Source organism: Roseateles depolymerans (genome assembly GCF_003387155.1).
GTDB lineage: Bacteria > Pseudomonadota > Gammaproteobacteria > Burkholderiales > Burkholderiaceae_C > Roseateles > Roseateles depolymerans.
Window position 1 is genome coordinate 1,805,031 of the sequence record NZ_QUMT01000001.1, and the last position, 11,142, is coordinate 1,816,172.

The window sequence follows — 11,142 nt, forward strand, 5'->3', positions numbered from 1 at the left end:
CTTAGCCCGCCAGGGCCGCTCAATCCCACGGCGCCGCTTCCGTCGCCAGATCCGCGTCCATGGCCGGCGTGCGGTGTTCCTGCACCGCGCCGCCCGCGCCCGACTTTGGCGCATGCTCCGCCGCGATCTTGGCCGACTGGCCGATGAAGTCCAGCTCGCCGCCCAAGCCTTCCACCAGGTCCGGAATCAGCTGGCTCAGCTCCCCGGTGGCCAGGGCTGCGTCCACGTCGAAGGCTTCGTCCTTGGCGGGCTTGTCGCGACCGTCGAAGACGATGTCCAGGAACTTGATGCCCTTGACCTGCAGCGTATCGGTCAGCGTGAAGGACACCCGTTCCTTCCAGGTCAGCGCCAGTCGCGTGGGCATCTTGCCGCTGGTCAGGTGGGCCTTGACCTCATCCGTGTCCAGGTTGTGCCGCGCGTAACGCACGGCGGCCTTCATCTCGTCCGCGGCCTTGAGCTCGCAGTCGCGGTCGATCACGAAGTCCTTGGGCGGCACGCCGTCCATCAGCCAGGCGGCCATGCAGGCGGCCGGGGACTCGGCGCTTTGCAGCAGGTGCAGGTTGAGCGAGGTGTCGGCCTTCACCAGCAGGGTGATCAGCTCGTCGGCCTTGCCGATGGAGCCTGCGTCCACCATCAGCAGATGCTGCTTGGGCGAGATCCACACCCGCAGGTGCGACTGCAGCGTGAAGGCACGGGGCAGCAGCTCCAGCTCCACCTGTTCCTTCATGTCGCGCTGCTGCTTTTTGCCGGGGCGCCGGCCGGTTTCCTGCTCGATCTTCTCGGCCAGTTCTTCTACGTGCTCGCGCACCACCGACCCCGGCAGGACGCGCTTTTCCAGGCGCAGGCTCAGCAGCCAGTGGTCGTCGATTTCTTCCAGCAGCCGCGCGCCTGGCTCTCCGCGCGGGGGCACCCAGCCGGCCGACAGCGCCTGCGTGGCGCCGCAGGGCTCGAAGCGTTCCTGCTCCAGCGCGTCTTCCAGCTTCTCAGCGTTGGGCTGCCAGTCATTGGCGATGCGGTAAATGATCAGGTTCTTGAACATGGACGGAACTACAGATGCGCAAAAACAAAAGGGCCCACGCGGACAGCGTGGGCCCCGGCGAAACGTCAGCGGATTGTCTCAGGTCTGGGCGGACCGCCGAAGGCGGATCATCCCCCTTGCGTCACCCGCCGGCTTGAGCCTTGCCTTCTTCGGCCATTTCCTGCACCACCTGACGCAGCGCCTGTTCGAAGGCTTCGGGCGGCTGGCCGCCTGAAATCAGGTATTTTTCGTTGAGGATGACCGCCGGGACCGAGCTGATGCCACGGTCCTGCCACAGCGCCTCGGCGTCCCGGACCTCGTCCGCAAAATCACCGCCATCGAACACGCGTGCGGCCTCCGCCCGGTCCAGGCCGATGCTGGCCACCGTGTCCAGCAGCACCTCCCGGTCGCCCGGGTTCTTGCCGTTCGTGTGATAGGCGGTGAGCAGGGCCAGCTTGAGGTCATGCTGGGCCTTGGCCGACTGCAGGCCGGCCCAGTGGATCAGGCGGTGCGCATCAAAGGTGTTGTAGATGCGGCTGCGGGCGCCTTCGGTGAAAGTGAAGCCCACGGCGGCGCCCCGGTCCCGCAGGTGCTGGCGGATTTGCTGGCGCTGCTCCGGCGAGGAGCGGTATTTGCGGGAGAGGTGTTCCTCGATGTCCTCGCCTTCGGGCGGCATGTTCGGGTTGAGTTCGAACGGCTGGAAGTGCAGGTCAGCCTGCACCTGCGGCAGGCGAGTCAGCGCCGTCTCCAAGGACTTGAGGCCGACCGCGCACCAGGGGCATGCCACGTCGGAAACGAAATCGATGCGCACAGGCGCGGGGCGGAGGGTTTCATTCATGCGCCCACTCTAGCCGCAGGCTCAAGTCAATGCACGGTCACTGGGTTTTGCCAGGTAGAACCATTCATTGCCCGGCTCGGCCCGGCTGTTGGGGAACACGATGCGGCCCCCTGACGGCGCCAGCACCGGCGTGCCGTCGGCGCGGGTGCCGATGCGCTGGCCCTCAGAGACGGGGTCGAAGCTGGCCCAGGCCCGTTCGAACTGGTCGTCCGCATGTTCGCGGTCGATCACCTCATACAGCTGCAGCAGCTCCACCGGACGCTGCGGATCGGCCGCCTCCACACCCGCGCTGCCTGGTGCCACCATGCCCAGCAGCACCAGCGTGCGCACGATGGCCTTGAACGCCGCCTCCGGCCCCTGTGGATCCTCATGCTGCCCGCATTCCAGGGTGATGCCGTAGCCGCCCTGGCTGCGCATGTATTCGGTGGTGCCGACGCCGTAGTGCGGGTCCTGCTGCAGCGCCATGCGGCGGCTGCCGTCGCTGGCCTTGTCGGCGCGGCGCTTCAAGCCCAGCGCATAGGTGGACAACCAGCCTTCCACGATCCGGGTGGTGCCCACCGCCAGTGCCAGGGCGCTTTCTGCGGACTGGTGGCGGAAGGGCTCCAGGTCCCCATTGTTGTTGCGCGGGCCCAGCATCGCAAAGGCGGGGCCGGGGTTGTTGAAGCTGTGCAGGTCCAGTAGGACGTCGCTGGCCGCCAGCCAGGGGCAGAGCTGGTTGGCGATGCGGTCTTCAAAGTCCTGCGGGATGGGGGTGGGGCGCAGGTTGCGGTTCAGGTTGCGGTCCCCCTCGCGGCGCTGGAGGCGGTGCGCCAGCGGGTTGACGATGGGGATCATCGTCAGCGTGCCCTGGAGCAGGGTCAGGCTGCCCTCGTCCAGCAATTGCAAAACGCGCTGGATGGCGCCGACGCCCGCCACCTCATTGCCGTGCACGGCGGCCGTGACCAGCAGGCGAGGGCCGGGCTTCAGGCCGGCGAACTGGTGGATACGCAGGTGGGTGGGAGGGGCGGTCTGGCTCATGGCGTGGTGGGGGTGGGGTGAAGGGCAAGCGCGTCGGACGGCGCCGCCAGCAGGGACTCGGTCCGCAGCGCATCTTCGCAGGACAGCATCCGCGCCGGCAGGTCGCCCTGCGGCTGGCCGTCCACCCAGCGGGAGAGTCGGTACAGGGTGGCAAAACCGAAGGGCGGCGGGGTCTCGCCCGGGCCGGCCAGCAGTTCACCGCCGCGTCGCACGTTGTCCGCCATCCAGGCGGGCAGGCGCAGATGGTACGGGTTGCGGGCGATTTCGCCGTGGTGGCAGGACAGGGCCCGCACCAGGCGTGCGGTGTCCGCCACGCCGGTTTCCACCAGCAGATTGGGGGCGGCCTGCGTCGCCCAGAATTCTGTCCACGCCACGACCGTGCTCAACCGGGCTTGCGCCAGCGCCTGCGACACCAGCGCATGGACGCCCATGTGTGTCGGGATGCCGTCCCCGGCGTGAGGCACCAGCACCAGAGCGGGCCGGACTTCACTCAGCAAGGTGGCCACCTGCGTGACCTGCGCTTGCCACAGTGGGGTGCGGGCGGCCGCGGCTTCCGGCTTCACCTGCTCGAAACCGTCGTCCGACAGCAGGTGCAGCCCGAAACCGAGCACCTCGCAGGCGGCTTGAAGCTCCGACAGACGTTCGGCGCGCCGCTCCTGGCGGCTGCCCAGGGTGACGGCCACATTGGCCACGGACCAACCCGCTTCCTGTCGCAGGCGCAGCGGCAGGGCGCCGACGATGCATTCATCGTCAGGATGGGGCGCGAAGATCAACGCGCTCAAGGGACCGGCGGGGTGCGCCGGCCCGGCCACCCCCTGCCGCGGTGCCTGCTGCAGCACGGCACACCAGCTCTCCACCCAGGCCTCCCATTGCGAAGCAGGGCTGGAACTGGTCAGGGGACGGTCGAAATCGGGCATGAGCAACGGCGGGGCCTAAGGCCGGAGGACAGCGGGCAGAAGTCCAAATGGTATTACATTGGTAGTAGGGCTGACGCCGTTCTGACCGGATTTACCGCGAATCCGGGCCCTTTTCGTATTGCTTTTTGTGGGGCCTCCATAAGGCGGCGGTTATTCGGGGGCCGTGGGGGCGGAAAGCGGGGCGGAGGAGGGCGCGGCTGCGGGCCCTGAGGTCCGCTGCGGCCAGGTCGCCAGCACGACGCCCGCCAGCGCCAGCCCATACGCCAGCGCTTGGAGCCCGGACATCGTCTCGTTAAGGAACACCACGCCGATGACCGCGGTGGAGATCGGCAGGAACACCATGAACACGCCGGCCTTGGGCGCGCTGACATGCCGCAAGCCCTGCATCCACAGCCAGACGGTCACCATGCTGGCGGCCACCGCATAGAACAGCAGCAGCCCCCACTGCTTGGGCTCCACGGCTGCAAAGTTGAAGTCCAGGGCCTGCCACAGGCCCAGCGGTGTCACCAGCGCCAGGCCCCAGAGGTTGATCAGCGCGCTGATGCGCTTGGCGGACAGCGCCTGCGTCAGTTGCTTGCCGATCACCACGTAGCTGCCTTCGCACAGCACCGCCCCCAGCAGCAGCAGGGCACCCCAGCCGCTTTGTGGCGTGCCGCCATCCTGCTTGTGCAGGGCGACCATGGCGATGCCGGACACCGCCAGCGCAATGCCAGCCAGCACCCGCCCGCCGATGCGCTCCCGCAGAAACACAAAGGACAACAAGGCGACCGCCGCCGGAATCCCGGCCATGATGACCCCGGCCACCACCGCCGAGCTGTGGCGGACCCCGAACAGCAGACACAGGGAAAACAGGAAGTTCCCGAAGAAGGACTCCAGGAACAGCAGCCCCTTGGTGCGGCGGGAGAGCGGCATTTCGCCGGGGGTGCGCACCAGCCAGGGCGCCATGATCACCGCCGCCATGCCAAACCGCAGCCAGGCCAGCAGGAAGACAGGAAACGCCGCCACCAGCAGCTTGGACAGGCCCACATAACTGCCGATGAGGCTGGTACTGGCCGCCAGGCATCCGTAGGCCAGCCAGGGCACCTGGGATGACACCGCAGGAGTCGCCGGGAACGACGGTTGCGCGGGTGGCGGCGCCGGGGTGTTCACCGGCACTGGCGCGACGGCCAGCGCCGCAGCCGGTAGGGCGGGCGCGGCCGGACCGGGGGTGGGCTTGGGCATGGAACTTGGCATGAGGGTCGCATCATGCCCGAGGGTGGCAGCGGCAACGAGTTTCGGACGAGCGCCTGCCGCCCACGACGACCATGGTTTCCAGGGCCCCCCGGGCCCCCCGAGCCACCATCACGCCCAGTGCACCCATGACGCGACGGGACTGCCGCTGGGCCCTCAGCATCAGGCCAGTCGCCGCAGCGCAGTCCGGATGGCCGCCACCATGCGGCTGAGGTCGTCCCGGCTGGCAATCAGCGGCGGCGACAGGGCGATGATGTCGCCCGTCGTGCGCACCAGCACGCCTTGCTCCCAGCAGTCCAGGAACACGCTGAACGCCCGTTTGGTGGGCTCGCCGGGGCGCGGGGTGAGCTCCACGCCGCCCACCAGGCCGAAGTTCCGCACATCGATCACATGGGGCTCGTTGCGCAGCGAATGGAGCTCCTCCGCAAAGTGTCCGGCCATCTCGCCGGCGCGGGTCAGCAACTGGTCGTCCGCATAGGTGTCCAGCGTCGCCAGGCCCGCCGCGCAGGCCAGCGGGTGAGCGGAGTAGGTGTAGCCATGGAACAGCTCGATCAGATGCGCCGGCCCTTGCATGAAGGTGTCGTGGATCGACTGGCGCGCGAAGACGGCGCCCATGGGCACGCAGCCGTTGGTCAGGCCCTTGGCCACCGTCATGAGGTCGGGCGTGACGCCGAAGGTCTGGGCGGCAAACGGCTGTCCGGTGCGACCGAAGCCGGTGATGACCTCGTCGAAGATCAGCAGGATGCCGTGTTTGTCGCAGATCTCGCGCAGTCGCTTCAAGTAGCCCTGGGGCGGCAGCAGCACGCCGGCGGACCCGGCAATCGGCTCCACGATGACCGCGGCAATCGTGGATGCATCATGCAGCGCCACCAGACGCTCCAGGTCGTCCGCGAGCTCGGCCCCATGGGCCGGCAGGCCGACGCTGAAGGCATTGCGCTGGATGTCCAGCGTATGGCGGATGTGGTCCACGCCGGACAACAGCGTACCGAACATCTTGCGGTTGGCCACCATGCCGCCCACCGACATGCCGCCGAAGTTCACGCCGTGGTACCCGCGCTCCCGGCCGATCAGGCGGGTGCGGTGGCCTTCGCCACGGGCGCGGTGATAGGCCAGCGCGATCTTCAGCGCCGTCTCCACCGCCTCGGAGCCGGAGTTGGTGAAGAACACCCGGTTCAAGCCTTCCGGCGTGATCTCGGCCAGCCGCGAAGCCAGTTCAAAGGCCTTGGGATGACCCATCTGGAAGGGCGGGGCGAAGTCCAGCTCGGCGGCCTGTTCCTGGATGGCCCGCACGATGCGCGGCCGGTTGTGCCCCGCATTGACGCACCAGAGCCCGGCAATGCCGTCCAGCACCTGGCGGCCCTGGTCGTCGGTGAAGTACATGCCATCCGCCTTGGTCAGCAGACGGGGGGATTCCTTGAACTGCCGGTTGGCAGTGAAGGGCATCCAGTAGGCGTTCAGGTCGGGCTGCTTGGCGTTCATGGCGGGGTCCTTGCGAGATCAACCGAAGTCTAGAGAACGCGCCGCGCAATCGGGAAGCGTTGTGATGTCAGGCAAACCCGGGATGGCGCAATTTTCTGCGGCGTAGCGTTCCAGAAGTGACAGAAAATGCGGTCCATGAGCACTCCGCCCACACTGGATTCGATCGACCGCGCCATCCTGGCCGCCTTGCAGCAGGACGCACGCCTGTCCAACCAGGCGCTGGCGCAGCAGATTCACCTGTCGCCCTCGGCCTGCCTGCGGCGGGTCAAGCGTCTGGAAGAGGAGGGCGTGATCGACCGGGTGGTGGCGCTGCTCAATCCCAAGGCCATCGGCAAGCCCGGCACCAGCTACACCATCATCAACGTGGAGCGCATGACGCCCGCCGCGCTGGCCGAGTTCGAGCAGGCGGTGAAGGACTCGCCGGACATCCTGGACTGCTTTTACGTCGCGGGCAGCAACGACTACCTGCTGCGGTTTGCCTACCGCGACGCCGAGGACCTGGAGCGCCTGCACACCCAGGTGCTGATGCAACTGCCGGGCGTGGCCCGGGCCAATTCGATGCTGGTGCTGCGGACGGTGAAGCGGAGTACGGCGTTTCCGTTGGAATGAGCGCGCGGGAGCGTCAGGCAGCGCGCGGACGAAGCACCCGCAGCATCGGGAGCAGCTGGATCAGCAGCATGGCGCCCAGAATCAAGCCGCAGCCAAGCAGCCCGGCGGGCGAGAGTCGGTCGTCCATCAGCACATAGCCAAAGCCAGCGGTGAACAGCGTCTCGGACGACAGGATGATGGCGGCGTCCGCCGCATGGGCGTAGCGCTGGGCCACCACCTGCGCCGTGAACGCCACCCCCACCGACAGCACGCCGGTGTAGAGCAGCGGGATGGCGGCGGACTGGACGGCGTCCCAACTCACCGGCTCGAAGAGCAGGCCCCAAGCCAGGCCCAGCAGGCCGCACAGCAGGAACTGGCCGCCGGCCACGGTGTAGGGCGCGTTCATGCGGTCCGCCACGACGCCGATCAGAAGCACATGCACCGCCCACGGCAGGGCGGACGCCATCACCCAGGCATCGCCCAGCCCGATCTGCAGCTCATGAGCGCCGGACAGCAGGAAGGCCCCCACCAGGCAGGCCAGCGCGCCCGGCCAGACGGACCAGTGCGGCCAGTGGCGCAGCAGCAGCCAGCCCAGCAGCGGCACCAGCGGCACATACAGCGCGGTGAGGAAACCCGCGTTGGTCACCGAGGTGTACTGGATGCCGATCTGCTGCAGCGCAGCGCCGATGGTGAGCAGCAATCCGAGGCCGACGATCTTTCCCCCGTCCGATACCGTCAGCGCTCGGGCGCCGGGTGCGCGCCGCTCCCGCACGATCAGCGGCAGCACGACCAATGCACCGATCAGGAAACGGATGCCGGTGAACATCATCGGGCCCATGACCTGCATGGCGTGGGACTGCGCCACAAAGGCGGAGCCCCAGATCACGGCGACGAGTGTGAGCAGCAGGTTGGCTTGGATGCGGGACATGGTGTGCGGAGTTGGGAAGGGCGGTGATGAGCCCTCGTCAGTGCAGGTTCGAGGCGGGATGGGGCGGTGAGTGCAGGAAAAGCGGTCCGCGGTGGGCGTTAGTGCGCGGTAGGCGATGGCGGGGGCCGCCAGGCACGGTCATGTCGGGGCTCGCCAGCGTCAGCTGCTGAGATAGGCAATCTCCTCGTCGCTGAAGCCAGCCTCGCTGCGGGCCTGGACGTTGAATGGCGGTCGCAGCCGCGGTGCCTCGAACCGTTCCACAAGACTGGGATACAGCGCCACCGGGTCCAGGCCACGCTCCTTGCACAGATGGCGGTACCAGCGGTTGCCGATGCGCACATGCCCCACTTCATCCCGCAGGATAATGTCCAGGATCTCCACCGCCCGATGGTCACCCGCCTTGCCCAGCTTGGCCTGCAGCGGCGGGGTGGCGTCCAGCCCGCGGGCCTCGAGTGTGCGCGGCACCAGGGCCATGCGGGCCAGCACGTCCCCTTCGGTGCGGCGCGCCATCGACCACAGGCCGTCGTGGGCGTCGAAGTCACCATAGCGGCAGCCCAGCGACTGCAGATGCTGGTCCAGCAGGGTGAAATGCAGCGCTTCCTCGGCGGCCACCTGCAGCCAGTCGGTGTAGTAGTCAGCGGGCATGCCCGGGAAGCGCCAGACCGCGTTCAGGGCCGGGTTGAATTGTTTACATATTGGAGTACCACCATGTGAAATGGATGGCTCATGTAGCAGTACGAAATTTTGGCTAGTGTAAAGATTGTGTAAAGAGTCTGGCCATTTTGGCCTGTGGACATCAGTCACCCTGGATGCAACCACAGTTCAGCCTGGTAAACACCATGACTTCTGATATCGGAATGAGGCCTCGGTACGTAGCTTAGCCACTGCTAAACGATATCAAACCTAAGTGGTTGATTCCTTTGGTTAATGGCGTCGGCAGTCACCACAAAAAATTTGTGAACAACTCACTTACCGTATTACGCTTAAAGTCAACTGGCGTAATACATTTTGTGATGTGCATAAGCTGTGTACAACTAAAAGTTTTCGCCGGCGAAGCGACCAAAGGCCTGCCTCAGAGTGTCGACTACCGCACGAACTTCTGCATAATCTTGTTCATGGCCCAGCGCCAAAAGACGAAAGCCACGACACGTGAGGCGGCAACCTCACGAGCGTGGCATCCGAGTCAACGTAACCCTTGCGACGGGGTAGCCAAGTTGTGGCTTAGAGCAACTAGGAAGGAGTGACCTTTGCTAACAGCAACTGAGGTGCGGGTGACAGCCATATGGCTAGTCGCAGCTCGTGCCCTTACCAGAAGACCGTAACCGCCCGAGTCTCGGTATCGCGTTGTCAATACCGAGACTCGTAGTGGAGCACATGTAGGACATTTTTGTCTACATACGTGAACACTTGGCGAGGGGATTTGCGAGTGCGAAACCTTCGCCAGCCATTACGGAGGCCCCATGGTCAAGACTCTCAAGCCGGGTACGCCCGCACCGGTTTCCGGTCAGTACAAGAACGTGGTGACCAAGACCGAAATCACTTCGACCAAAGGCAATCCGCTTCCGGCGACTCCTGCTCCTAACCAGGGCTACAAGCTGGTTGACGCGACGAAGCACAAAAAGTGAACTGAACTCGCCGTAAGGTGAGCTGACGTCCTGCGGCGAAATCCGCAGGCCGTTTCTCATGGCCTCTGGAGAGCTAAGAGCTCGGCTTCCTCGAAGCCCGCCGCGCGCCTTGCCTCCATGTTGAAGGGAGCGCGAAGGCGTGGGGCGTCGTACCGCTCAACAAGATCCGCGTAGGTCGCGACTGGATCAATGCCGCGCTGCTCGCAGACATAGCGATACCAGCGGTTCCCGAGGGAGACATGACCGATCTCGTCGCGGAGGATGATGTCCAGGATCGCGCCAGCTTCCATGTCTCCTGCACCAACCAACTTCGCCTTGACTGCAGGAGACGCGTCCAGACCACGGGCTTCGAGAGTTCGGGGGACGAGGGCGATACGCGCGAGGATGTCTCCCTTGGTCCGTTCGGCCATCTCCCACAGCGCGTTGTGTGCGTCAAAGTTGCCGTAGTCGAAGCCGAACGAGCGAAGGTGGTCCCGGAGCAAAGTGAAGTGGTACGCCTCTTCCTTCGCCACCTTCAGCCAGTCCGTGTAGAAGGCTGGGGGCATGTCGGAAAACCGCCAAATGATGTCCAACGCAAGATCGATCGCGTTCAGTTCGATGTGCGCAAGCGAGTGGATGAGGGCGGCTCTACCTTCAGGCGTGCGCATCGATGGCCGAGTCAATGCCGTGTGGGCGACAAGGGCTGGCTTGGCGGGCCGACCTGGAATTCCTGCCGGTTCTTGCAGCTTAAGACCAGAATCGATGACGAGATCGGGCGCGAGCTCAAGGGCTCGTTGCGCCTTGGCGTCTGCGTTGTCTTCAAGAAGGATCGCGAGTGCTGCATCGCGAAGGCCGGTGTTCATCCCCGGATTATCGTCGGGGAGGGCGGGGCAGCAGAAAGGGACCGCACGGTCCCTTCGTCTTTTGGGCCTGGATCAGTAGTCCGAAGGCAGAAGGATCGTCGTCGAGCTTCGATCCGCGTCGGTGATCACCCAAAGCTTGTCGCCTGACAGCAGCTTGTAAGCCGAGAAGATCCGATCCATTCCGCTCGCAACTGCTTCATCGTTCAGCCGCTTGTCGCGTAGATCGATGTCGCCCGAATCGCAGTTCACGTGACGAAGCAACAGGTGCAGGGCGTTAACCCCCTGCTGCTCCATCAACTCGATCGCGTTGCGCGTTGCCACGCACTGCCGAGGTGGAATCACATGCTGCGCCGAGGACCGATGCAAGTTTCTTGACGTGCTGTTCCAGGATAGGGACACGATGTCTAGCTGATCAAGGGGTAGTCCACCTGCAACTATCGAGGCGCAGTTGACAGCTTGGGAAGACGTTCTGACCTGCCCCCTTCCAGCCGTACCAACGTCAAGGCAGTGAAGTCCGTCAACCAGGAGAATGACGGACATGAAGAAGAGCAGATTCACCGAGGAGCAGATCATTGGCTTCCTCAGGCAAGCCGAAGCAGGCATGCCGGTCAAGGAGCTCTGCCGGCAGGGCGGCTTCAGCGATGCCACCTTTTATAAGTG

The 11,142-nt window shown here is 65.4% G+C and carries 12 protein-coding genes and 1 pseudogene; 3 read left to right on the top strand and 10 right to left on the bottom strand.

Features of this window, described 5'->3' with window-relative positions; genetic code table 11:
• Window positions 1-19: 19 nt before the first annotated feature.
• From DES44_RS07965 to aptA, 6 genes are all read right to left on the bottom strand, one after another.
• Window positions 20-1,039, bottom strand: coding sequence for a recombination-associated protein RdgC (locus DES44_RS07965; RefSeq protein WP_083525649.1), 1,020 nt, complete (start codon window positions 1,037-1,039; stop codon window positions 20-22).
• Between the two features lie 121 nt (window positions 1,040-1,160).
• A complete protein-coding gene (locus DES44_RS07970; RefSeq protein WP_058935457.1) occupies window positions 1,161-1,856 on the bottom strand; it encodes a DsbA family oxidoreductase in 696 nt (231 codons plus the stop codon).
• Window positions 1,857-1,877: 21 nt separating this feature from the next.
• Complete coding sequence (locus DES44_RS07975; protein ID WP_058935456.1) at window positions 1,878-2,873, bottom strand: succinylglutamate desuccinylase/aspartoacylase family protein; 996 nt, start codon at window positions 2,871-2,873, stop codon at window positions 1,878-1,880.
• A complete protein-coding gene (locus DES44_RS07980; protein ID WP_058935455.1) occupies window positions 2,870-3,790 on the bottom strand; it encodes a PIG-L deacetylase family protein in 921 nt (306 codons plus the stop codon). The genes DES44_RS07975 and DES44_RS07980 overlap by 4 nt, the downstream gene beginning before the upstream one ends.
• A 150-nt stretch (window positions 3,791-3,940) precedes the next feature.
• On the bottom strand, window positions 3,941-5,023 hold the full coding sequence (locus DES44_RS07985) for a DMT family transporter (RefSeq protein ID WP_233441638.1): 1,083 nt from the start codon (window positions 5,021-5,023) through the stop codon (window positions 3,941-3,943).
• A gap of 159 nt (window positions 5,024-5,182) precedes the next feature.
• Complete coding sequence (aptA, locus tag DES44_RS07990) at window positions 5,183-6,499, bottom strand: omega-aminotransferase AptA (RefSeq protein WP_058935454.1); 1,317 nt, start codon at window positions 6,497-6,499, stop codon at window positions 5,183-5,185.
• A 135-nt stretch (window positions 6,500-6,634) separates the two neighbouring features.
• On the opposite strand from aptA, the gene DES44_RS07995 reads away from it, so the two are divergent.
• The gene (locus DES44_RS07995) at window positions 6,635-7,108 is read left to right on the top strand and encodes an Lrp/AsnC family transcriptional regulator (protein WP_310732345.1); all 474 of its coding nucleotides are present in this window, start codon (window positions 6,635-6,637) and stop codon (window positions 7,106-7,108) included.
• 13 nt (window positions 7,109-7,121) lie between these two features.
• Here DES44_RS07995 and DES44_RS08000 read toward each other — a convergent pair whose 3' ends face one another.
• Window positions 7,122-8,015, bottom strand: coding sequence for a DMT family transporter (locus tag DES44_RS08000; RefSeq protein WP_058935452.1), 894 nt, complete (start codon window positions 8,013-8,015; stop codon window positions 7,122-7,124).
• A gap of 159 nt (window positions 8,016-8,174) precedes the next feature.
• Window positions 8,175-8,696: pseudogene (locus tag DES44_RS08005) on the bottom strand (ferritin-like domain-containing protein); the annotation flags it as partial.
• A gap of 779 nt (window positions 8,697-9,475) precedes the next feature.
• On the opposite strand from DES44_RS08005, the gene DES44_RS24995 reads away from it, so the two are divergent.
• On the top strand, window positions 9,476-9,640 hold the full coding sequence (locus DES44_RS24995; protein WP_170156632.1) for a hypothetical protein: 165 nt from the start codon (window positions 9,476-9,478) through the stop codon (window positions 9,638-9,640).
• 56 nt (window positions 9,641-9,696) lie between these two features.
• On the opposite strand, the gene DES44_RS08010 is transcribed toward DES44_RS24995, so the two are convergent.
• Together DES44_RS08010 and DES44_RS08015 are read right to left on the bottom strand one after the other, a co-directional pair.
• Complete coding sequence (locus tag DES44_RS08010; protein ID WP_058935450.1) at window positions 9,697-10,482, bottom strand: ferritin-like domain-containing protein; 786 nt, start codon at window positions 10,480-10,482, stop codon at window positions 9,697-9,699.
• A gap of 72 nt (window positions 10,483-10,554) precedes the next feature.
• The gene (locus tag DES44_RS08015; protein WP_198164783.1) at window positions 10,555-10,803 is read right to left on the bottom strand and encodes a hypothetical protein; all 249 of its coding nucleotides are present in this window, start codon (window positions 10,801-10,803) and stop codon (window positions 10,555-10,557) included.
• Between the two features lie 217 nt (window positions 10,804-11,020).
• Here DES44_RS08015 and DES44_RS08020 point away from each other — a divergent pair.
• A partial coding sequence (locus DES44_RS08020) for a transposase (protein WP_147307016.1) occupies window positions 11,021-11,142 on the top strand: 122 nt, incomplete at its 3' end.